A 20,699-nucleotide genomic window follows, 5' to 3' on the forward strand; every position below is an offset into this window, starting at 1 on the left:
GACCGCACCACCGCTGCCGGGACCACCGCTCAGATCGGTGAGCGTGATCGAAGGCGGGTTGAGCATCGACCTCGTCACATTCGACGCTGCGTGACGTACCAGTCCAGCAGATCCGGATTGTCTACGGCGCTGCGTTCCACCACCTTCGCGGCGTCGGCACCCTGGAACAGCTTCTTGACCGGCACCTCGAGCTTCTTGCCGGTCCTGGTGTGCGGAATGCCGGGAGCGACCAGGATCTCGTCGGGCACATGGCGCGGCGACACCTCGGTGCGGATGGTCTGTTTGATCCGGTCGCGCAGTTCATCGGACAACTCGACGCCGTCGGCCAGCACCACGAACAGCGGCATCCAGTAGCCGCCGTCGGGCTGCTCGGCGCCGATGACCAGGGCCTCGACGATCTCGGGTAACCGCTCCACCGACTGGTAGATATCGGCGCTGCCCATCCGGATGCCGTGCCGGTTGAGGGTGGAGTCGGACCGGCCGTGCACGACGATGCTGCCGTGGTCGGTGATGGTGATCCAGTCGCCGTGCCGCCACACTCCCGGGAACATCTCGAAATAGGCGTCGCGGTAACGGGATCCGTCGGCATCGTTCCAGAATGCGATCGGCATCGACGGCAGCGGTTTGGTGATGACCAGCTCACCGACCTCGCCGCGGACCGGCCGGCCCGACTCGTCCCAGGCGTCAAGGGCCACCCCCAGGTAGGGCGCCGACAACTCCCCCGGCCACACCGGCACGGTGGGAACCCCACCGATGAACGCCGACACCACATCGGTGCCGCCGCTGATCGATGCCACCTGGACGCGTTCGCCGACGTTGTCGCGCAACCACAGTGCCGATGACGGCGGCAGCGATGAGCCGGTGATGCCGACGACTTTCAGCGCCGAGAGGTCGTGCTGTTCGCGCGGTACCGCACCGGCTTTCGCGCAGGCCAGCACATAGCCGGGGCTGGTGCCGAGCACCGTCGCACCCACCGTGGCCGCGATGCTCCACAGCGCATCGGCCGTGGGCTGGGTCGGGCTGCCGTCGTAACACACGATGGTGGCACCGACCAGCAGTCCCGCCACCTGGAAATTCCACATCATCCAGCTGGGGCTGGTGTACCAGAAGAAGGTGTCGTCGCGCCCGATATCGGATTGCAGCGCAACGGCCTTGAGATGTTCGAGCAGTACGCCGCCGTGCCCGTGCACGATCCCCTTCGGCAGACCGGTGGTTCCCGACGAGTACAAGACCCACAGCGGATGATCGAAATCCACTGCGACGGTGGTGAGTTCGTCGTTCGAAGGTTTGCTGACCGCCGTCCAGTCCAGCCAGTCGGGCCGGGGTTCACCCAGCCGCGACACCAGCACCGCGGCCTTGAGGGTGGGCAGGCCGGCCCGCAGAGCCGTGCTGTCCCCGGTCTTGTCGTGGGCCTTGCCGCCGAAGCGATACCCGTCGGCGGCCACCAGCACCGTCGGCTCGAGTTGGCCGAGCCGGTCCAGCGCGGCCTTGGCCGTGTAATCCTGACCGCAGGCGCTCCAGGTCGCGCCGATGCTCGCGGTGGCCAGGAACGCGATGATCGCCTCGGCAATGTTGGGCAGGTAGCCGACCACCCGGTCACCGGGACCAACTCCGAGCGAGCGCAAGGTTTCGGCGAATGCCGCTGTGCGGCCCAGAAGTTCGGCCCAGGACAACTCGGTGACCGCGCCCCCCTCCGCCACGGACAGGATCGCGGGCCGGTCGGTGCGGGCGTTGCGCCTGACCTGGTCGACGTAATTGAGCTCGGCCCCGGGAAACCACCGAGCGCCGGGCATGCGTAGATCGGCGAGCACCTCGTCCGGACGGTCACCGAGTTCGAAGTAGTCCCACAGGGCGGCCCAGAATCCGGCCGGATCGTCGACCGACCATTGCCACAGCGTCGCATAGTCGGGCAGATCGATACCCGTGCGGGCCGCGACGAACCGGGCGAAGTCGGTGACCCGCGCGGATTCGATACCCTCGTGCGTCGGCTCCCATTGCGGGGCCGTCATCTTCATCGTGCGCTCCATCCACCGTCCATCGTGTACGACGCCCCCGTCACCATCCTGGCGGCGGGCGACGCCAGCCAACCTACCAATGCGCCGACGTCGTCGGGTTCGACCAGTTGTTTGATCGCGCTCTCCTTCAACAGAATCTGAGCCACCACCTGATCCTCGGGAATGCCGTGGATACGGGCCTGATCGGTGATCTGCTTGGCCACCAGGGGCGTCCTGACATAGCCGGGATTGACGCAGTTGCTGGTCACACCGCGCGGCCCACCCTCCAGCGCGGTCACCTTGGACAACCCCTCCAGGGCGTGTTTGGCGGTGACGTAACCGACCTTGTACTCGGAGGCCCGCAGCCCGTGCACCGACGAGATGTTGACGATGCGCCCGAAACCGTTGGCGTACATATGCGGCAGCGCGGCCCGCACCAGCAGAAACGGCACCTCGACCATCAGCGTCAGCAGCATCCGGAACTTTCCCGGTGCGAACTCCTCGATCGGGTCGATGCTCTGCACGCCGGCGTTGTTCACCAGGATGTCGCAGTCCAGTCGGAGCGACTCAAGCGCAGCGACGTCGAGAAGGTCGACCGCCCATGCCGTTCCGCCGATCTCGGCGGCCAGCGCATCGGCCCCGGCGACGTCCACATCGGCTACGGTGACCACGGCCCCGCGGCCCGCTAGCTCGCGGGCACAGGCCGCGCCGATGCCACCGGCCGCACCGGTGACCAGCGCGCTGCGGCCGGCCAAATCAGTCATGCCGCGGACCGCGCCACATCGGCGGCGTCGATGTCGGCCAGGTCGACGCCCTTGGTCTCCCGGGCGAACACCACCGCGACCAGCGTGATCAGGGCTGCGATCGCCAGGTAGACCGCGATCGGCACCGAGGATCCGTAGGCCCGCAACAACCAGACCGCGATGATCGGGGCCACCGACCCGGCCACGATCGAGGTCACCTGATAACCAAGGGAGACACCGGAATACCGCATCCGGGTCGGGAACATCTCGGCCATGATCGCCGGCTGCGGCGCGTACATCAGGGCATGGATCACCAGGCCGAGGGTGACCGCGGCGATGATGACCAGGTACTGGCCGGTGTCCATCATCGGGAAGGCGATGAAACCCCAGAACGCGGCGCCGACCGCACCGATGAAATACACCGGGCGACGGCCATAGCGATCCGAGAGCCGACCGACCGTCGGTATCGCCACGAAGTGCACCGTGTGCGCGACCAGCAGATACCACAGGATGGCATTGGTATCGGCCTTGACGTGCTCCTTGAGGTAGGTGATCGAGAACGTGACCACCAGGTAGTACATGATGTTCTCGCCGAACCGCAGCCCCATCGCGGTGAAGACGCCGCGGGGATAGCGTTTGAGGACCTCGACGGCGCTGAACGAGCTCTCCTTGAGCCGCTCGGCTTCCTGTTGTGCCACAACGAAGATCGGTGCGTCGGTGACCTTGGTGCGGATGTAGTAACCGATCAGCACCACCACGGCCGACAGCCAGAACGCCACCCGCCAGCCCCAGGACAGGAACGACGCGTCGGACAGCAGACCGTACAGCACCAGCAACACCACCGTGGCCAGCATGTTGCCTGCCGGCACACCGGCCTGCGGCCAGCTGGCCCAGAATCCGCGGCTGCGGTTGGGGCTGTGCTCGGCGACCAGCAGCACCGCACCGCCCCATTCACCGCCGACGGCGAACCCCTGGATGAATCGCAGCACCACCAGCAGGGCGGGTGCGAGGTAGCCGATCTGACCGAATGTCGGCAGGCAGCCCATCAGAAAGGTCGAGGCACCGACGAGCAGGAGACTGAACTGCAGCAGACGCTTTCGGCCGTACTTGTCGCCGTAGTGCCCGAACACGATCCCGCCGAGCGGGCGGGCCAGGAAGCCGACCGCGTAGGTGACGAACGCCGCAAGGATCGCGTCGAGATCGTTGGCGCTCTGGGCGAAGAACACCTTGTTGAAGACGAGGGTGGCCGCGGTTCCGTAGAGGAAGAACTCGTACCACTCCACGACCGTGCCGGCCATCGAGGCGACAACGACGCGGCGCAGACCGGTCGGAATGGGCGCGCTCATCTGCGACTCCTTATGACTTGAATCATCCGGTCGAGGTGGTGGTGATGCCTGTTACAGCACCAGTGAGTATTCATGCAGGTCGATTGCGCCGCAATGCCCAAGTGCGCAACGACAGTCTGCGAAAATGCAGATATGACGGGACGGCCCAGCGCTGACGATCTGCTGGTTCTGCTGGCCGTGGGACGTTCCGGCCGTTACACCACGGCCGCCGACGAGCTCGGTATCAACCACACCACGATTTCCCGCCGCATCGCCGCACTCGAGCAGGCGGTCGGTGGCCGGTTGCTGAGCCGCTGGGCGGGCGGCTGGGAGCTCACCGACCTCGGCCGCGAAGCCCTCACCGCCGCCGAAGCCGTCGAATCGGCAGTGGATTCACTGGGCGGGGCCGGACCACGCCAACTGGAGGGCGTCGTCCGCATCTCCGCGACCGACGGTTTCAGCGCCTATATCGCCGCGCCGGCCGCCGCCCAGGTGCGGCGCCATCACCCCGGCGTCACGGTCGAGATCGTGGCCACCACCCGCCGGGCCTCACAACAGCGGTCCAGCCTGGACCTGGAAATCGTCGTCGGCGCACCCCAGGTTCGGCGTGCCGAGGCGATCCAGCTCGGCGACTACTGCCTCGGGCTCTACGGTGCCCGCGGATATCTGGCCGAGAACGGCACGCCGACCAGCGTCGAGGACCTGGCCCGGTTCCCGCTGGTCTACTTCATCGACGCCATGCTGCAGGTCGACGACCTCGACCTGGCGGCCAGCTTCGCGCCGACCATGCGGGAATCGGTCACCTCGACCAACGTGTTCGTCCACGTCGAGGCCACCCGGGCCGCCGCGGGCCTCGGCCTGCTGCCGTGTTTCATGGCCGACCGCCACGACGATCTGCTGCGGGTGCTGCGTGACGACGTGTCGGTGCGACTGAGCTACTGGCTGGTGGCGCGGGCCGAGACGCTGCGCCGGCCCGTCGTGGCCGCCGTGGTCGACGCGATCCACGCCCGGATGGACGACCAACGGGACGTGCTGCTGGGCAGCGGAAGCGCATCATGATGCGTGTTGATGATGTTATGATGCGGTGTGCGCACCACCGTCAACATCGACGACCATCTGCTGGCCGAAGCCAAGATCTTGGCCGCGCGGACGTCGCGTTCCCTCGGTTCCGTCGTGGAGGATGCGCTGCGGGCGATGTTGACGCGCGTCGGCGACGAGAACCACACACCGACGTTTCGGCTGCCGACGCACGGGAGCGGAGGGCTGCGCCCGGGCGTCGACCTCGACGACAAGGAAGCCCTCGCCGAAATCCTGGGCGACAATGCTGCTCCCTGACGTCAACGTTCTGATCTACGCGATCCGCGAAGACAGCGTCGACCACGAGCGGTACGCGGCCTGGCTGGTCGACACCCTCAGCGCCGAAGAGCCGGTCGGTGTCAGCGAGTCGGTGCTGTCGGAAGTTGTGCGGTTGCTGACCAATCACCGGGTGTTCCACGAGGCGAGCTCAACCGACCAGGCGCTCGGGGCGTGCCGCGCCATCCGCTCCGCACCGTCGGCAGTGCCGCTACGGCCCGGGCCGCGGCACTGGGCGATCTTCGATTCACTGTGCGCCGAGACGAGGGCGAAGGCCAACGCGGTGCCCGACGCCTACCACGCCGCGCTCGCCATCGAAAATGGCGCGACGTGGATCACCACCGACCGTGCCTTCGCCCGCTTTCCCGGGCTCCGCTGGCGACTACCGTTCGACTGACGTGGCCGGCCCAACCCCGTTCCATACCAATCGTCGTCGCGCCGACTCCTTCGGCGCGGCCGCCGCCGACTACGACCGCTATCGCCCGCGGTACCCGCAGGCCCTGATCGCCGACCTGGTGACGCACAGCCGCACGGCGGCACTGGATGTCGGCGCCGGGACCGGCATCGCGGCGGTGCAGTTGACCGCGGCCGGCGCCGAAGTCCTTGCCGTGGAACCCGATCCGCGGATGGCAGAGGTGGCGACGGCCAAGGGTGTTGAGCACCATCGAAGAATGCGGCTTCACCGTCGAACGACGACATGTCACCGAGCGCCTGCACTACGACACCGGCGACTGGGTGAACATGGCGTGCACCTACTCCAACGTCCTCACCCTCGCCGCGGCCGCCCGCGCCGAACTCCGCGACCGGTTGGAACAACGCATCGGCGCCGGTGGTGTCGACGCTGACAACGACGCGATCGCGATCGTCTGCACCCCGCGCTGAGGATTCCGCCGGCCACAGTTGACGTGAGCCAGGCAACACCCCACAATTATCGTCATGCACGGTCAAAAAACCACACAGACGGTCAGGCATGCTGCCGGTTGAGCGTCATGAGGCGATTGTCGAGGCGGTAGGCACCGCCCAGGCCGTCAGCACCGACGAGCTGGTCCGCCGGCTGGGGGTATCGGCCGAGACCGTCCGCCGCGATCTGGCCCTCCTCGAAGAACGTGGCGCACTGCGGCGCGTCCACGGGGGTGCGGCCGCGGTGGCCGACCGCCGCGTCATCGAACCCTCCTACACCGAGCGCACGATCATCCGCCATCAGGCGAAGGCCCAGCTGGCTCGGGTCGCCGTGGGGCAGCTGCAGCCCGGTCAGACCGTCGTCATCGACATCGGGACCACGGCCGCCGCCGTCGCGCAGGCCATCCCACGCGGGTTCGCCGGCACCGTGATCACGCCGTCGCTCCCCGTCGCCGTTGAACTGGCCGACCGGCCGGAAATCGAGGTGCTGATCGCCGGCGGGCGGGTCAGGGCAGGCGATCTGGCCTGCTCGAATGCCAAGACCAAGGCATTCTTCGCCGACATCTACGCCGACATCGCGCTGCTGGGATCCGGCGGGGTCGACGCCAGGGCCGGGCTCACCGACTTTCACCTCGACGAGATCGACGTGCGCCGCACCATCATCGCCAACAGCGCCCGCAGCTACATCCTGGCCGACTCGTCCAAGCTCGGGCAGGTGGCGCCGTACCGGGTGTGCGAACTGGGCGCGGTCGACGGCCTCATCACCGACCAGAACACCGACCCGGCCGTTGCAGCGGCCATCGAGGAGACGGGAGGTGTGGTCCTCTCGGCGCGGCCGACCAATGAAGGCACCTGAATCTCGGGGTGCGGGCGGCGTTGCAGCGCCGCCCGCGGACCGAGCACCTCTCCCGAAACAGTCAATTCCAGTCAGAAAGCCCGATCGATGACGCATTCTTCCACACCACCCGGTTCCGAAAATGTGGCCGCATACGGCTACACCCAGACCCTCGAACGCGCGACCGGCAGGTTCGCCTCGTTTGCCGTGGCATTCGCCTTCGTCTCGATCGCCACCGGAATCTTCACCACCTACGGCAGCGTGCTCAGCAGCTCAGGGCCGTTGGGGATCTGGACCTGGCCGATCGTGATCGTCGGCCAGCTCGCCGTCGCCCTGCTGATCGGCTCGCTGGCCGCCCGGATCCCGGTGACCGGTTACGCCTACCAGTGGGTGTCGCGGCTGGCCAACCCGATCCTCGGCTGGATCACCGGCTGGATCTCGTTCACCTTCCTGGCGATCGTGGTGGTCGCGGTGGACTACACCGTGGCCTCCACCGTGGTGCCCGCGCTGTTCGACTTCACCGGCACCCCCGCGACCGCATTCCTGATCACCGCGGGCGTGCTGCTGTTGCAGGCGCTGCTGGTCGGGTTGTCGACGAGGTGGACCGAACGGGTCAACAACTTCGCCGTCACCGCCGAGCTGATCGGGATGGTCGCCCTGGTGGTGCTGCTGTTCGTCGTCGGCGTCATCGCCCACAAGCTGTCGGTCGGCAACCTGTTCTCCCGCGGCGACATCCCGGCCGAGGGGTACTGGGACTTCGGCACCGCCACCTCGGCGGGCCCGTGGATGCTCGGCTTCCTGCTCGGCGCGTTCACTATCGTCGGATTCGAATCCGCGGCCAACCTCGCCGAGGAGACCAAGAGACCCGAAGTCGTTGTGCCCAAGGCGATGTGGCAGGCAGTGCTGGCCTCCGGCGTGCTGGGCTTTCTGTTCCTGCTCGTGGTGACGGCCGCCGTCGACGACCCGACCGCGCTGGCCGCATCGGGCACCCCGATCGCCGACGTGATCCGCGACATTCTCGGCTCGTTCGTCGGCACCGCACTGCTCGTGCTGGTGGCGGTCGCGATCTTCGCCTGCGGGCTGGTCATCCTGATGAGTGGGGTGCGGCTGATCTGGGCGATGTCGCGGGATCAGCGATTCCCGGGATGGCAGGTGCTGCAGAAGGTTTCGCCGCGGTTCGGCACGCCCATGAATGCGACGATCGTGATGGCGCTGATCTCCGCGGTGATCCTCGGCCTGTTCTCGACCAGCACCGACGCCCTGTTCAAGCTGTTCTCGGCCGCGACCCTGCTGCCGGCGATCATCTACGCCATCACCATCGCGCTCTACATCTGCACCCGGCGGCGCCTGCCCGCGAGCACCGGTTTCAAACTCGGCGCCTGGGAGATCCCGGTCCTGGTCGTCGCGGTCGGGTGGCTGGTTTTCGAGCTTTCGCTGTTCCGTGACGCCTCCTTCAAAGATCCTTGGATCTATGCGGCCGTCATGGTGGCCATCGGCGCCGGCTATCTGGGGTACCTGCTGGTGACCCGGGGCAGGCACGGGCTGAAGATGCCGGAAATGGCGTCGATCGACGCGGAACTGGATGCGGTGTGATGACCGTACTGGCCATCGACCAGGGAACCTCGGGCACCAAGGCGATCGTCGTCGACCCCGAACACGGTGTCGTCGGTCTGGCCGAGGTGGCGGTGCATCCGCGCTATCTCGACGGCGGCGGCGTCGAGCAGGACCCCGAGGAACTGCTGGAATCGGTGCTCGGCGCGGGCCGGGCCGCACTCGCCCAGGCCGGGCGGCCGGTCGACGCGGTATCGCTGGCGAACCAGGGCGAGACCGTGCTGGCCTGGGATCCCGGCACCGGCCGACCGCTCACGCAGGCGGTCGTCTGGCAGGACCGCCGCGCCGAGGCGCTGTGCGCCGGCCTCGGCGAGCACCGCGAGATGCTGGCCGAACGAACCGGATTGGTGCTCGACCCGTACTTCTCGGCCCCGAAGATGGCCTGGTTGCGGCGCAATGTCGAGACCGCGGGCGTGGTGACGACATCGGACACCTGGCTGCTGCGTCAACTCACCGGGGAGTTCGTCACCGACGCGACCACCGCGAGCCGGTCGCTGGCCGTGGAACTCGGCGCCGCGGACTGGAGTCCCGAGCTGCTCGCGGTGTTCGGTTTGGCCGATGAGAAGCTCCCGCGAATCGTCGGAAACGACGAGATCATCGGAACCACAGCCGCATTCGGCGGCTCTGTGCCGGTCGGCGGGCTGGTGGTGGACCAGCAGGCGGCGCTGCTGGCCGAAGGCTGCCTCGAACCCGGCATGGCCAAGTGCACCTTCGGGACGGGCGCCTTCCTGCTCGCCAACACGGGCGCCACCCCGGTACGGTCCACCGCGGGCCTGACCTCGTCGGTGGCCTGGCGGGTCGCAGGCGAGGATACGTTCTGCATCGACGGTCAGGTCTACACCGCGGCATCGGCCGTGAAATGGCTGGGCACACTGGGCATCATCACCGGAGCCGCCGAACTCGACACGGTCGCCGCGGCCGACGGCGCCGGTGTGCTGTGCGTGCCCGCGCTGGCCGGCCTGGCCGCGCCGTGGTGGAAATCCCAGGCCACCGCCGCGATCTCGGGGATGACGCTGTCCACCGAGCGCGGACACATCGTGCTGGCGGTGCTGCAGGGCATCGCCGCCCAGGTGGCCGAACTGATCTCGGCGATCGACAGCGACGCGCCACCGTTAAACCGGCTGCGCGCCGACGGCGGGCTCACCCGATCCGCGGTCCTGATGCAGGCGTGTGCCGACATCCTGCAGATCCCGGTCGACGTGTATCCGTCGGCGCATGCCACCGCACTCGGCGCGGCCGCACTCGCCCAGCTCAGCCTGCAGCCCGATCGGCGGATCCGCGACATCGTCGCCGAATGGACCCCCTCGGCCACCTACGAACCCGGCTGGGCCCCCGCCCGCGCCGATGAATTCCGTTCGGCCTGGCGCGAACTGGCCGCGACCACCTACCCACAGGAGAATTCATGACCTCCCCGAACCGTCCGGACTACGACGTCGTGGTCATCGGCGCCGGGATCGTCGGCTCGGCCATCGCGCGCGAGCTGTCGGGATACCAGCTGTCGGTCGCGCTGCTCGAGGCCCGCGACGACGTCGGCGACGGCACCAGCAAGGCCAATACCGCGATCCTGCACACCGGCTTCGACGCGAAACCCGGGACCCTCGAATCGGCGATGGTCAGCCGCGGCTATCACCTGCTGTCCGAGTATGCGAAACACACCGGCATCCCGGTCGAGCACACCGGCGCGCTCCTGGTGGCCTGGGACGATGAGCAACTCGACGCCCTGCCGGGGTTGAAGGACAAGGCCGAGGCCAACGGCTACCACCAGTGCGAGATCGTCGATGCCGGCGCCGTCTACGCCGCGGTCCCCCACCTCGGTCCCGGTGCCCGTGGCGGGCTGACCGTTCCCGACGAGTCGATCATCTGCACCTGGACGGTCAACCTGGCCCTGGCCACCGACGCCGTCAACCGGGGCGCCGCCCTGCTGCTCGATCACCGGGTGCGGCGGATCGAATCCGACGGCGACGCCACCACACTGCACACCACACGCGGCACCGTCACCGCACGCTGGGTGGTGAACGCGGCCGGGTTGGGCGCCGACGCGATCGACGGCCTGTTCGGATATTCGCGGTTCACCGTGACGCCGCGCCGCGGCGAACTCATCGTCTACGACAAGCTGGCCCGACCGCTCGTCGACAAGATCGTGCTGCCGGTACCCACCTCGCGCGGTAAGGGCGTGCTGGTCAGTCCCACCATCTACGGCAATGTCATGCTCGGCCCCACCTCGGAGGACCTCACCGTCCGCACCGCGACGGGGACGTCGGAGACGGGTTTCGAATTCCTGCTGGAGAAGGGCCGCGCGCTGATGCCGCGGCTGCTCGACGAGGAGGTGACCGCGACCTACGCCGGGCTGCGCGCGGCCATCGATCACGGTGACTACCTCATCGAGGCCGATCCGGCGCGGCGCTACCTGCTGATCGGCGGGATCCGTTCCACCGGGCTGACCGCGGGCATGGCGATCGCGGAATACGCACGCGAGCAACTGTTCTCATCAGGTCTGGCACCGGCCGCGCGCACCAGCCTGCCCGATCCACCCAGGATGCCCAACCTGGGCGAGGCGTTCCCGCGGCCGTATCAACAGGCCGAGATGATCGGCGACGACCCGGCCTACGGCCGGATCGTGTGCTTCTGCGAGCGGGTCACCGAAGGCGAGCTGCGCGATGCGTGCCGCTCGCCGATCCCGCCCGCCGGCCTGGACGGCCTGCGCCGTCGCACCCGGGTGATGAACGGCCGCTGCCAGGCGTTCTACTGCGGCGCCGAGGTGCAGTCGATATTCGAGGGGGCGACCCGATGACCACCTACGACGTCGCGATCGTCGGCGGCGGCCCGGCCGGGTTGACCGCGGCCGCCGCATTGGCCCCGGCACTGAATGTCGTTGTGCTGGAACGCGAGCTCGCGGCCGGCGGGATCCCCAGGCACAGCGACCACCCGGGCTACGGCATCCGCGATATGAAGACCTTCATCAGCGGCCCGGCCTATGCCCGCCGCCTGGTACAGCGCGCCACGTCGGCGGGAGCCGCCATCCGCACCAGCACGATGGTCACCGGCTGGGCCGGTCCGACCACGCTGGAAGTCACCTCGCCGCAGGGCCGCGAACGTATCGACGCCCGCGCGATCATCCTGGCCACCGGAGCCCGCGAACGGCCCCGCCCGGCCCGGATGATCCCCGGTGACCGGCCCAGCGGGGTCTACACCACCGGACAGTTGCAGAACGCTGTGCATCTGCGGCACCGCAGGGTGGGCAGCCGCGCGGTCGTCGTCGGCGCCGAACTGGTGAGCTATTCGGCGGTGCTGACCCTCAAGCACGCCGGCTGCCGAACCGCACTCATGACGACCGAGTATCCGTCACCCGAGTCCTATGCGATGTTCAACCTGGCCGGGCGGACACCGCTGCTCGGGGTGGACGTGGCCACCCGCACCCGGGTCACCCGGATCATCGGAAAACCAGCCCTGCAGGGCGTGGAGGTCGAACACCTCCGAACCGGGCAGCGGCGGGTGATCGACTGTGACACCGTGGTGTTCACCGGCGACTGGATCCCCGACCACGAGTTGGCCCGTTCCGCGGGGCTCGACATCGACGCCGGCACGCTCGGCCCGGTGGTGGACACGGCACTGCGGACCAGCCGGGGCGGTGTATTCGCGATAGGCAATCTGCTGCATCCGGTCGACACCGCCGACATCGCCGCACTCGACGGCCGCCATGTCGCACAGCAGGTTCGGCGCTATCTCAGTGGGGACCCCATGCCCGACGGGTCGATCCGCATCCGGGCCGGGGCGCCGCTGCGCTGGGTCTCGCCGGGGCTCCTGCGGCCCGGCGACCTGGCACCGGCACGCAACCGGCTGCTGATGTGGACCGACGAACTGGTCCGGATCCCGACGGTCGTCGCGTACCAGGACGGCAACGTCATCGGCCGCAAGCGGCTGCCGTGGCCCGCGTCCCCCGGCCGGGTGTTCCGGGTGCCGTCGAGCATCCTCGACGCCGCCGATCGGTACGGTGGCCCGATCACGCTGTCGTTGGGGTGAACTCGATGTGCAACCGGGTGAGCCCGCGTAGCAGGAACGTGCGCTCGTAGGCGTAGCGCCGGTCGCCGGCCGGACCGTGCGCGGCATCGCTGATGGCGATGTCGCGCATCCGCTCCAGCAGCCTGCGGACCGTGATCTGGCCCTCCACCCTGGCCAGCGGGGCGCCCGCGCAGGTGTGGATGCCACGCCCGAAGGCGATGTGCTCACGCACATTCGGCCGGTCGACCCGGAACTCGTGTGGATCGTCGAACTTGCGCGGGTCCCGGTTCGCCGCGCCGAGGCACAGCATCAGTACGGTCCCGGCCTTGATCGGCACCCCGGCAAGGGTGGTGGTCTTACGCGCCAGCCGGAAGTCGACCTTGGTCGGGCTCTGAATGCGCAACGCCTCTTCGATGAAGGCCGGAATCAGCGTGGGCTCCTCACGGAGCCGTTGCTGGAATTCGGGCCGGTCGCCCAGGGTCTGGACCGCGGCACTGAGGAGTTTGGTGACGGTCTCCTGCCCGGCCGCGAACAGGAAGGTGGCCGGGCGCACCACCTCCAGCAGCTCCGGGACCGATCCGTCGGGGTAAGTCGCGGATGCCATACCACCCAGCACATCCGGGCGGGGTTCGCGCCTGCGCTCGGCGATGTAGCCGCTGAACTTGTCGTCGAGGTACTGCAACGGGTTAAGGCCGACCGGTTCGCCGTCGAGCGCACCCACCCGGCTGCCGGGCTGTTTGCCCGCCCCGAGGGCCAGCCGAAACTCGGCCCGGTCCTGCTCGGGCACCCCCAGTAGATCGGTGATCGCCAACGTGGCGAACGGCTTGGCGTACTCGCCGAGGAATTCGCAGCGGCCGTTGGCCACGAACTCGTCGAGCTGCTCGTCTGCCAGCCGCCAGATGTAATCCTCGTTCTCCCTGAGCCGCCGTGGCGTCAGGAGCTTGCTCAGCAGGGACCGGGCCCGCTCGTGCCGGGGCGGATCCATCACGACCATATGCTCGAAGATCGGGAACTCATGACGGTGCGCCTCGATCTGCGCGGTGATGTCGTCGCCCTCCGGCGCGAACGGCAGCGGCGGAAACGGGCCGCCGATGGCGTTGACCGCCGAGAACGAATCGGCGTCCTTGAACGCCGCGACCACCTCCGGGTACCCGGTGACGGCGACGACACCGTGGTGCGGTTCGGTGAACACCGGCCCCTGGCTGCGCAGGTAGTCGAAATACTCGTACGGATCCTGGGTGATGTCCGGGTCGGAGAAGTAGTCCACGGTTGCCAGATCGCTCATCGGTCAGCCGCCTCCCTCAAATTTGATCGATTGATCAAACTGCTACGATGCATCATGCTTACCACTCCCCCTCCGGAGCCGTCAAGATATCTGCTGCAGGCACCATATCGGTTGCCCCGCAAAGCTTTCGGCTGATGGCGGCAGTCCGCACCAACAAGGACAGCGATGCCGGCACCCGGCGCCGCCTCATCGAGGCGACCGCCCAGGTCATCCGCGACGAGGGCTACGCCGCGGCGACCACGCGCCGGATCGCGGCCCAGGCCGGCGTCCGGTCGGCCCTGGTCTACTACTACTTCGACACCATGGACGACCTGTTCGTCGCCGTGCTCCGCAGCGGTGCCGAGGCATCGCTGGCCCGGATGCGCGACGCGATCACCGACGACGACCCGCTCCGCGCGATGTGGCTGATCAACTCCGACTCGCGGCTGACCGGACTCAACACCGAGTTCATGGCACTGGCCAACCACCGCAAGGTGATCGGCGCGGAGCTCAAGGCCTATTCGGAGCGGGTCCGCGATATCGAGACCGCCGCCATGGCCGGCGTGCTCCGTGCCCACGGCATCGATATGGAGCAGTTCCCCCCGATCGTGATGTCGATGCTGCTGACCCAGTCCGCGCGCAGCATCTGCAACGAGGAGGCGGTCGGCGTGACCGCGGGCCACGCCGAGTTCCGCGCCTTCGTCGACCGGTTGCTGCGACGTTTCGCGACAACGGATTAGGTTCCGCTACTTCAGCATGCTGCCCGCGTCAACCGTCATGATGTCGACACCCTCCTGCGCCAGCCGTACCGCGTGGCTTCGGCCCTGCCCGCGCGCCGCACCCGTGATGAATGCGACCTTGCCCTCCACCCTGCCCGGCATGCGTAGCCCTCTCGTCAACAATTTGATCGATCGATCAAACAGTTACACCAGTGCTCTCACATGTCAATAGGCGGAGCGTCGTCGGGCCGATCCGACGACTGGGCCCTCCCCGGAAAGGGGAGGGCCCAGTCTGTCAACGGAAAAAGTTCAGAGCCAGGTGTCGTTGGTGGTGGTGGTGAGGAACGCCTCCAGGTCGTCGCGCCACTGCGCAGGCGTGTTCTTGTCCGGCTCGATGCCGGTGTACTCACCGCGGTAGAAGAGCAGGGGCCGCGGCTTGATGGAGGGCGGTTCGGACATCGACTGCACCGCACCGGACACCACGAAGTGGTCACCGCCGTCGTGCACGGAGTGCACCCGGCAATCGATGTGAGCCAGGCTGCCGTCGATCACCGGGGAGCCGAGTTCCGATGGTGTCCAATCGATCCCGGCGAACTTGTCCGGAGCCTTCGAGCCGAACTGCGCGGACACCTGCTGCTGCTTCTCGTGCAGCATGTTCACGCAGAACCTGCCGCTGGCCTCGATGGCCTGCCAGGACCGGGATTGCTTGGTCGGGCAGAACAACACCAGCGGCGGGTCGAGCGAGAGCGCCGCGAACGACTGGCAGGCGAACCCGATCGGAACGTCGTCGTGGACCGTGGTGATGATCGTGATGCCGGTGCAGAACTGGCCCAGCACATTGCGGAAGGTGCGCGGGTCGATCGTGGTGCCGGACATGCCTACTTGAATCCGACGGTGAAGTCGTGGCCCCACAGGCTGACCGCCGTGGACTCCCTGGCAACCCAATCCGCATCGTCGACTTCGAGCCCCTCGCAGCCGAATTCGATGTCGAACCCGCCCGGCGTCTTCATGTAGAAGGACAGCATCTTGTCGTTGACGTGACGGCCCAGGGTGGCCGACATCTTGACCTTGCGGCGCAGTGCGCGGTCCAGGCACAGGCCGACGTCGTCGGCCTCGCCCACCTCGACCATGAGATGGACGATCCCGCTGGGGGTCTGGCCCGGCATGAACGCCAGGCTGTGATGGCGCGGGTTGACCCCGAGGAAGCGCAGCCAGGCCGGCGCCCCGTCGGCCGGCCGCCCGACCAGCTGCGGTGGCAGCCGCATCGAATCGCGCAGATGAAAGCCCAGCACATCGCGGTAGAAGTGCAGGGTTTCGGCATCGTCCTTGGTGGTGAGCACGACGTGGCCGAGGCCCTGTTCCTCGGTGACGAACTTGTGCCCGTACGGGCTGACCACGCGGCGGTGCTCGAGCGCGACACCGTGGAAAACCTCGAGCGTGTTGCCGGAGGGATCGTCGAACGTGATCATCTCGTCGACGCGGCGATCGAGAAGTTCGGTCGCCGTGGCTTCCTTGTATGGCGTGCCCGCGGCCTCAAGCCGACCGCGGATATCCTGCAACTCGGCGGCATTCGCGGTTTCCCAGCCGGACTGCAGCAGCCGGTCGTGGTCGCCGGGCACGATCACCAGCCGGGCCGGAAACTCGTCCATCCGCAGGTAGAGCGCCCCCTCCGTCGGGCCCTTACCCTCCACCATGCCGAGCACTTTCAGGCCGTACTCGCGCCAGGCGGCCACATCGGTGGCCTCGATGCGCAGATATCCCAGTGACTTGATGCTCATCAGCTAGCCTCCAAGGAAATCGATGGTCAGCTTGTTGAACTCGTCGAACTTCTCGACCTGGGCCCAGTGCCCACACTGACCGAACACGTGCAGCTGCACCCGCGGAATCTGCTTGACCGCGACCAGCGCGCCGTCGAGCGGGTTGACCCGGTCCTCCCGGCCCCAGATCAGCAGCACCGGCTGGCGCAGCTTGTACACCTCGCGCCACATCATGCCCAGCTCGAAATCCGGACCGGCGAAGGACTTACCCATCGCCCGGGTGGCCGCCAGCGACTCGGGCGCGCTTGCGATCGCGAACCGCTCGTCGATCAACTCCGGGGTGATCAGGCTCTGGTCGAAGACCATGATGCGCAGGAACTTCTCGATGTTCTCGCGGGTGGGATCCGCGGCGAACCTGCCGAGCAGTTTGACGCCTTCGGTGGGATCCGGAGCGAACAGGTTGACACTCAGCCCGCCGGGCCCCATTAGCACCAGCTTGCCCGCGCGGTCCGGGTAGTCCAGCGCGAACCGCACCGCGGTGCCGCCGCCGAGCGAGTTGCCCAGCAGCGGGATCCGGCCCTGCAGGCCGAGGTGGTCGAACAGGCCCAGCAGCGCCTTGGCGCTGTAGCGGTTGTACTGCTCGTGCTCGGTGTGCTTGTCGGAGTGGCCGTAGCCGGGCTGATCGACCGCGATCACGTGGAAGCGCTCGGCCAGCACCGCGATATTGCGGCCGAAGTTCGACCAGCTCGACGCACCGGGCCCACCACCGTGCAGCAGCACGATGGTCTGGGTGCCGGGGTCACCCGCCTCGTGGAAGTGCAGCCGCATATCATCCCGCACCTGCGCGTAGCGCGAGGTGGATTCGAAGGTGATCTCTTGCGTCGCAGTCATATCAGACCATCGTGTCCGCGGGCGGCAGACCGAACTCGTTGTTGCCGAAGATCATGTAGGCCCGCTCGGGATCGTTGGCGGCGTGCACCCGCCCCGCGTGAGCGTCGCGCCAGAACCGTTGCAGCGGTGCACTGTTGGCCAACGCGGTGGCACCGGCCGACTCGAAGAGCCGGTCGATGGAGGCGATGGCGCGCCCGGTGGCCCGCACCTGGTCACGCCGGGCCCTGGTGCGCAGCTCGAACGGAATCTCCTTGCCATCCCTGAGCAGTGCGTACTCGTCACCGACGTTGCCGATCAGCTGACGCCATGCGGCGTCGATATCGCTGGCCGCCTCGGCGATGCGCACCTTGGCGAACGGATCGTCCTTGCCCTTCTCACCGGCGAACGCCGCGCGCACCCGCTTGCCCTGGTGCTCGACGTGCGCGTCGTAGGCGCCGTAGGCCATGCCGACGATCGGCGCCGAGATGGTGGTGGGATGCACGGTACCCCAAGGCATCTTGTAGACCGGCGCGGTGTTGGTCGCATACCCGCCCGCGGTGCCGTCGTTCATCGCCTTGTAGGACAGGAACCGGTGCCGCGGCACGAACACGTCCTTGACCACGACGGTGTTGCTGCCGGTGCCGCGCAGGCCGACCACGTGCCAGACGTCGTCGATGGTGTACTCGCTGCGCGGGATCAGGAAGCTGCCGAAATCGACCGGGCGGCCGTCCTTGATCACCGGGCCACCCAGGAACGCCCAGGTGGCGTGGTCGCAGCCCGACGACCAGTTCCACGACCCGTTGACTAGGTAGCCGTCACCGGCCTCGGTCACCACACCGGCGCCCATCGGCGCATACGAGGAGGACACCCGGACCGTCGGGTCCTCGCCCCACACCTCTTCCTGGGCCTGCTGATCGAAGAGCGCCAGGTGCCAGTTGTGCACACCGATGATCGAACCGACCCAGCCGGTCGACCCGCAGGCGCTGGCGATGCGACGGACCGCCTCGTAGAACAGCGTGGGATCGGCCTGCAGGCCGCCCCACTGCTCGGGCTGCAGCAGCTTGAAGAAGCCGACCTGGTCGAGCGCCTTGATGGACTCCTCCGGGATCTTGCGCAGGTCCTCGGTGGCCTGGGCGCGTTCACGCAGTTGCGGCAACAATTCGTCGATGCCGGCCAAGACCGCCTGCACGTCGCGCTGTTCAATGGACGTCACTGATTCGCCTCCCAGAATCGGATCTAAGGAGAGATTAGAACACGTTACGATTTGTGTCGAGCAGCGTGTTCCTACAGCGGCTGGACCAGCGCAACTAGGTTTTTGTAACATGTTCTAGTTATGACCGGTTTGTCGACAGAGAGGGCTACATCCCGTGACTGATGAGCCACTGGGCAGCCACGTGCTCGAACTGCAGGTGGCCGAGGTGGTCGAGGAGACCGCCGACGCCCGCTCTCTGGTGTTCTGCGTGCCGGACGGGGCGGACATCCCCGAGGACCGGCTGCAGTACGCGCCGGGGCAGTTCCTGACCCTGCGGGTCCCCAGCGACCGCACCGGTTCGGTGGCCCGCTGCTATTCGCTGTCGAGCTCACCGGTCACCGACGGCCAGTTGACCGTCACGGTCAAGCGCACCGTCGACGGGTACGCGTCGAACTGGCTGTGCGACAACGCGCACGCCGGGATGCGTATCCACGTCCTGGCGCCGTCGGGCACCTTCGTACCCCGCGACCTCGACCGCGACTTCCTGCTGCTGGCGGCGGGCAGCGGCATCACCCCGATGATGGCGATCTGCAAGTCGGCGCTGGCCGAGGGCAGCGGCAACGTCAGGCTGATCTATGCCAACCGGGACGAGAACTCGGTGATCTTCGCGGCCGCACTGCGCGAACTCGCCGCCAAATACCCCGACCGGCTGACCGTGGTGCACTGGCTGGAAACCGTGCAGGGCCTGCCGAGCCCGGCCGCGCTGGCCGGCCTGACCGCGCCGTTCTCCGGGCACGAGGCGTTCATCTGCGGGCCGGGACCGTTCATGGCCGCCGCCGAGGAGGCGCTGCGTGCGGCGGGCACCCCCGACGACCGCATCCACATCGAGGTGTTCAAATCGCTGGAGTCCGATCCGTTCGCCGCGGTGGTCATCGCCGACGACGAGGACGACGACCGGGGGCCCGCCACCGCGGTCGTCACACTCGACGGAACCACCCACGAGATCCGTTGGCCGCGTTCGGCGAAACTGCTCGACGTGCTGCTCGACAAGGGGCTGGACGCGCCGTTCTCCTGCCGCGAGGGGCACTGCGGAGCGTGCGCGGTGCTCAAGCGCTCCGGTGAGGTCGAGATGGAGATCAACGATGTGCTCGAACCGTCCGACCTCGAGGAGGGGCTGATCCTGGGGTGCCAGGCGACGCCGGTGTCGGATTCGGTGGAAGTCACCTACGACGAATAGCCTGCGGGCTAACATTCGCCGGACCGGAGGGAGCACCGTGCAGAGGATTCTTGGGGTTTTCGCGATGCCGGTGATCGCCGCCTCGATCGCCGCGCTGGCGGCCCCAGCGGTAGCCACCGCGGCGGTCAACAGCGCGACGACGTCGATACCCACCCCCAACGGCACCCTGGAAATGCACATCACCGCCGACTGTTCGGGCGGCAGGTGCGCCTTCAACACTTCGGCGAATCTGCTGACCCCCGACGGGCCGGTCGGCTTCCCCGGCGACACCTGGGCCCGCCAGACCATCACCCTGCGCAGCATGAACCGCGACGTGTGGCAGGAGGTCTCCTACAGCGCACCGTCCGGTATGCCCCGTGAGATCAAGGGGTCCAACCACGACAATGTGCTGTCCCGGCTGCTCAGGTCCACCAACAGCCCCGAGATCTCGGTGACCTATTTCGGTGGCGGGCCGCTGGAACGGTTCAGGGTCGACGGGGAATCGGTGCCGACCGACTGGGCCACCGGCAGGCCCAACACCGACTCCGACTTCATCGCCTGCTCAGTGATTCAGGTGGTCTCCGGCGGTGCGAACCTCACCACCCCGACCGCCTGCGCCCAGACCCGGTTCTGAGAGGTGCTTGCGCACCAGTTTGCGCCAGCGCCGGTGCCGGTAGGCGTAGATGCCGCGGGCCAGCACGACGACCATCCCGGTCAGCGGACCGGCATCGATGTCGACGATGTCGCTGTACCGGCAGGTGCCGTCGGCGACCGGTTCGACGTGCAGCGTGTGATCCCAGCGGCGCAGCACCCCGCCGTGTTCGCGGGTGCGGATCGTGCGGATCGCCGGGTCGACGTCGACGACCTCGATGGTGTGCCGGTAGGCCACTAACCCTCGCGAGCAGACACTCCGGTACCCGT

General features: G+C 67.8%; 20 protein-coding genes and 2 pseudogenes. 12 read left to right on the forward strand and 10 right to left on the reverse strand.

Annotation, left to right across the window (positions count from 1 at the left end; genetic code table 11):
• Nucleotides 1-74: 74 nt before the first annotated feature.
• The 3 genes from ACWDTP_RS07440 to ACWDTP_RS07450 are packed head-to-tail and all read right to left on the reverse strand — an operon-like array spanning nucleotide 75 to nucleotide 4,083.
• Nucleotides 75-2,009 (reverse strand): acetoacetate--CoA ligase, encoded by a 1,935-nt coding sequence (locus tag ACWDTP_RS07440; protein ID WP_450018206.1) that lies wholly within the window; start codon nucleotides 2,007-2,009, stop codon nucleotides 75-77.
• Between the two features lie 2 nt (nucleotides 2,010-2,011).
• Complete coding sequence (locus ACWDTP_RS07445; protein WP_450018107.1) at nucleotides 2,012-2,758, reverse strand: SDR family oxidoreductase; 747 nt, start codon at nucleotides 2,756-2,758, stop codon at nucleotides 2,012-2,014.
• The gene (locus tag ACWDTP_RS07450) at nucleotides 2,755-4,083 is read right to left on the reverse strand and encodes an MFS transporter (RefSeq protein WP_450018109.1); all 1,329 of its coding nucleotides are present in this window, start codon (nucleotides 4,081-4,083) and stop codon (nucleotides 2,755-2,757) included. The genes ACWDTP_RS07445 and ACWDTP_RS07450 overlap by 4 nt, the downstream gene beginning before the upstream one ends.
• A gap of 132 nt (nucleotides 4,084-4,215) precedes the next feature.
• On the opposite strand from ACWDTP_RS07450, the gene ACWDTP_RS07455 reads away from it, so the two are divergent.
• The 9 genes and pseudogenes from ACWDTP_RS07455 (at nucleotide 4,216) to ACWDTP_RS07495 (ending at nucleotide 12,781) form a co-directional block, all read left to right on the forward strand.
• The gene (locus ACWDTP_RS07455) at nucleotides 4,216-5,121 is read left to right on the forward strand and encodes a LysR family transcriptional regulator (RefSeq protein WP_450018111.1); all 906 of its coding nucleotides are present in this window, start codon (nucleotides 4,216-4,218) and stop codon (nucleotides 5,119-5,121) included.
• A gap of 27 nt (nucleotides 5,122-5,148) precedes the next feature.
• Nucleotides 5,149-5,397 (forward strand): type II toxin-antitoxin system VapB family antitoxin, encoded by a 249-nt coding sequence (locus ACWDTP_RS07460; RefSeq protein ID WP_450018113.1) that lies wholly within the window; start codon nucleotides 5,149-5,151, stop codon nucleotides 5,395-5,397.
• Nucleotides 5,384-5,812 carry a TA system VapC family ribonuclease toxin gene (locus tag ACWDTP_RS07465; RefSeq protein WP_450018115.1) on the forward strand — a complete coding sequence of 143 codons (429 nt, stop codon included), beginning with the start codon at nucleotides 5,384-5,386 and terminating at the stop codon, nucleotides 5,810-5,812. Before ACWDTP_RS07460 ends, ACWDTP_RS07465 begins: the two co-directional genes overlap by 14 nt.
• Nucleotide 5,813: 1 nt before the next feature.
• A pseudogene (locus ACWDTP_RS07470) lies at nucleotides 5,814-6,297 on the forward strand (class I SAM-dependent methyltransferase).
• 88 nt (nucleotides 6,298-6,385) lie between these two features.
• Nucleotides 6,386-7,171 carry a DeoR/GlpR family DNA-binding transcription regulator gene (locus ACWDTP_RS07475; protein WP_450018116.1) on the forward strand — a complete coding sequence of 262 codons (786 nt, stop codon included), beginning with the start codon at nucleotides 6,386-6,388 and terminating at the stop codon, nucleotides 7,169-7,171.
• An 87-nt stretch (nucleotides 7,172-7,258) separates the two neighbouring features.
• Nucleotides 7,259-8,743: an amino acid permease gene (locus ACWDTP_RS07480; protein WP_450018118.1), complete on the forward strand. Its 1,485-nt coding sequence runs from the start codon at nucleotides 7,259-7,261 to the stop codon at nucleotides 8,741-8,743.
• Nucleotides 8,743-10,167 (forward strand): FGGY family carbohydrate kinase, encoded by a 1,425-nt coding sequence (locus tag ACWDTP_RS07485; RefSeq protein WP_450018120.1) that lies wholly within the window; start codon nucleotides 8,743-8,745, stop codon nucleotides 10,165-10,167. The genes ACWDTP_RS07480 and ACWDTP_RS07485 overlap by 1 nt, the downstream gene beginning before the upstream one ends.
• Nucleotides 10,164-11,552, forward strand: a complete 1,389-nt coding sequence (locus ACWDTP_RS07490; RefSeq protein WP_450018122.1) for an FAD-dependent oxidoreductase — start codon at nucleotides 10,164-10,166, stop codon at nucleotides 11,550-11,552. The genes ACWDTP_RS07485 and ACWDTP_RS07490 overlap by 4 nt, the downstream gene beginning before the upstream one ends.
• Complete coding sequence (locus tag ACWDTP_RS07495) at nucleotides 11,549-12,781, forward strand: NAD(P)/FAD-dependent oxidoreductase (RefSeq protein ID WP_450018124.1); 1,233 nt, start codon at nucleotides 11,549-11,551, stop codon at nucleotides 12,779-12,781. The genes ACWDTP_RS07490 and ACWDTP_RS07495 overlap by 4 nt, the downstream gene beginning before the upstream one ends.
• Here the strand turns inward: ACWDTP_RS07495 and ACWDTP_RS07500 are convergent.
• Nucleotides 12,762-14,045, reverse strand: coding sequence for a cytochrome P450 (locus tag ACWDTP_RS07500; RefSeq protein ID WP_450018126.1), 1,284 nt, complete (start codon nucleotides 14,043-14,045; stop codon nucleotides 12,762-12,764). The two genes, ACWDTP_RS07495 and ACWDTP_RS07500, sit on opposite strands and share 20 nt — an antisense overlap.
• A gap of 134 nt (nucleotides 14,046-14,179) precedes the next feature.
• On the opposite strand from ACWDTP_RS07500, the gene ACWDTP_RS07505 reads away from it, so the two are divergent.
• Entirely contained in the window at nucleotides 14,180-14,764 is a 585-nt protein-coding gene (locus tag ACWDTP_RS07505; protein ID WP_450018128.1) for a TetR/AcrR family transcriptional regulator, read from the forward strand.
• A gap of 27 nt (nucleotides 14,765-14,791) precedes the next feature.
• On the opposite strand, the pseudogene ACWDTP_RS07510 reads toward ACWDTP_RS07505, so the two are convergent.
• The 5 genes and pseudogenes from ACWDTP_RS07510 to hsaA form a co-directional block, all read right to left on the reverse strand.
• Nucleotides 14,792-14,905: pseudogene (locus tag ACWDTP_RS07510) on the reverse strand (SDR family mycofactocin-dependent oxidoreductase); the annotation flags it as partial.
• A 147-nt stretch (nucleotides 14,906-15,052) separates the two neighbouring features.
• Nucleotides 15,053-15,619, reverse strand: a complete 567-nt coding sequence (gene hsaB, locus ACWDTP_RS07515; protein WP_450018130.1) for a 3-hydroxy-9,10-secoandrosta-1,3,5(10)-triene-9,17-dione monooxygenase reductase subunit — start codon at nucleotides 15,617-15,619, stop codon at nucleotides 15,053-15,055.
• A gap of 2 nt (nucleotides 15,620-15,621) precedes the next feature.
• Nucleotides 15,622-16,521, reverse strand: coding sequence for an iron-dependent extradiol dioxygenase HsaC (hsaC, locus tag ACWDTP_RS07520; protein ID WP_450018132.1), 900 nt, complete (start codon nucleotides 16,519-16,521; stop codon nucleotides 15,622-15,624).
• Between the two features lie 3 nt (nucleotides 16,522-16,524).
• Entirely contained in the window at nucleotides 16,525-17,391 is an 867-nt protein-coding gene (gene hsaD, locus ACWDTP_RS07525) for a 4,5:9,10-diseco-3-hydroxy-5,9,17-trioxoandrosta-1(10),2-diene-4-oate hydrolase (protein ID WP_450018134.1), read from the reverse strand.
• Nucleotide 17,392: 1 nt separating this feature from the next.
• Nucleotides 17,393-18,583, reverse strand: a complete 1,191-nt coding sequence (hsaA, locus tag ACWDTP_RS07530) for a 3-hydroxy-9,10-secoandrosta-1,3,5(10)-triene-9,17-dione monooxygenase oxygenase subunit (RefSeq protein ID WP_450018136.1) — start codon at nucleotides 18,581-18,583, stop codon at nucleotides 17,393-17,395.
• 154 nt (nucleotides 18,584-18,737) lie between these two features.
• Here hsaA and ACWDTP_RS07535 point away from each other — a divergent pair, with 154 nt between their 5' ends.
• The gene (locus tag ACWDTP_RS07535; protein WP_450018138.1) at nucleotides 18,738-19,799 is read left to right on the forward strand and encodes a 2Fe-2S iron-sulfur cluster-binding protein; all 1,062 of its coding nucleotides are present in this window, start codon (nucleotides 18,738-18,740) and stop codon (nucleotides 19,797-19,799) included.
• 64 nt (nucleotides 19,800-19,863) lie between these two features.
• Nucleotides 19,864-20,412: a hypothetical protein gene (locus tag ACWDTP_RS07540; RefSeq protein WP_450018208.1), complete on the forward strand. Its 549-nt coding sequence runs from the start codon at nucleotides 19,864-19,866 to the stop codon at nucleotides 20,410-20,412.
• Here ACWDTP_RS07540 and ACWDTP_RS07545 read toward each other — a convergent pair.
• On the reverse strand, nucleotides 20,341-20,667 hold the full coding sequence (locus ACWDTP_RS07545; protein ID WP_450018140.1) for a hypothetical protein: 327 nt from the start codon (nucleotides 20,665-20,667) through the stop codon (nucleotides 20,341-20,343). The genes ACWDTP_RS07540 and ACWDTP_RS07545 overlap by 72 nt on opposite strands.
• Nucleotides 20,668-20,699 lie beyond the last annotated feature (32 nt).

This window comes from Mycobacterium sp. NPDC003449, assembly GCF_053588415.1.

What these genes read in the sequence shown, in the direction of transcription:
- hsaD (WP_450018134.1), bottom strand. Translation starts at nt 17,391, where the DNA reads ATGACTGCGACGCAAGAGATCACCTTCGAATCCACCTCGCGCTACGCG.
- ACWDTP_RS07440 (WP_450018206.1), bottom strand. Translation starts at nt 2,009, where the DNA reads ATGACGGCCCCGCAATGGGAGCCGACGCACGAGGGTATCGAATCCGCG.
- hsaB (WP_450018130.1), bottom strand. Translation starts at nt 15,619, where the DNA reads ATGTCCGGCACCACGATCGACCCGCGCACCTTCCGCAATGTGCTGGGC.
- ACWDTP_RS07485 (WP_450018120.1), top strand. Translation starts at nt 8,743, where the DNA reads ATGACCGTACTGGCCATCGACCAGGGAACCTCGGGCACCAAGGCGATC.
- ACWDTP_RS07445 (WP_450018107.1), bottom strand. Translation starts at nt 2,758, where the DNA reads ATGACTGATTTGGCCGGCCGCAGCGCGCTGGTCACCGGTGCGGCCGGT.
- ACWDTP_RS07500 (WP_450018126.1), bottom strand. Translation starts at nt 14,045, where the DNA reads ATGAGCGATCTGGCAACCGTGGACTACTTCTCCGACCCGGACATCACC.
- ACWDTP_RS07475 (WP_450018116.1), top strand. Translation starts at nt 6,386, where the DNA reads ATGCTGCCGGTTGAGCGTCATGAGGCGATTGTCGAGGCGGTAGGCACC.
- ACWDTP_RS07450 (WP_450018109.1), bottom strand. Translation starts at nt 4,083, where the DNA reads ATGAGCGCGCCCATTCCGACCGGTCTGCGCCGCGTCGTTGTCGCCTCG.
- ACWDTP_RS07490 (WP_450018122.1), top strand. Translation starts at nt 10,164, where the DNA reads ATGACCTCCCCGAACCGTCCGGACTACGACGTCGTGGTCATCGGCGCC.
- ACWDTP_RS07480 (WP_450018118.1), top strand. Translation starts at nt 7,259, where the DNA reads ATGACGCATTCTTCCACACCACCCGGTTCCGAAAATGTGGCCGCATAC.
- ACWDTP_RS07455 (WP_450018111.1), top strand. Translation starts at nt 4,216, where the DNA reads ATGACGGGACGGCCCAGCGCTGACGATCTGCTGGTTCTGCTGGCCGTG.
- ACWDTP_RS07540 (WP_450018208.1), top strand. Translation starts at nt 19,864, where the DNA reads ATGCCGGTGATCGCCGCCTCGATCGCCGCGCTGGCGGCCCCAGCGGTA.
- ACWDTP_RS07495 (WP_450018124.1), top strand. Translation starts at nt 11,549, where the DNA reads ATGACCACCTACGACGTCGCGATCGTCGGCGGCGGCCCGGCCGGGTTG.
- ACWDTP_RS07465 (WP_450018115.1), top strand. Translation starts at nt 5,384, where the DNA reads ATGCTGCTCCCTGACGTCAACGTTCTGATCTACGCGATCCGCGAAGAC.
- hsaC (WP_450018132.1), bottom strand. Translation starts at nt 16,521, where the DNA reads ATGAGCATCAAGTCACTGGGATATCTGCGCATCGAGGCCACCGATGTG.
- ACWDTP_RS07505 (WP_450018128.1), top strand. Translation starts at nt 14,180, where the DNA reads ATGGCGGCAGTCCGCACCAACAAGGACAGCGATGCCGGCACCCGGCGC.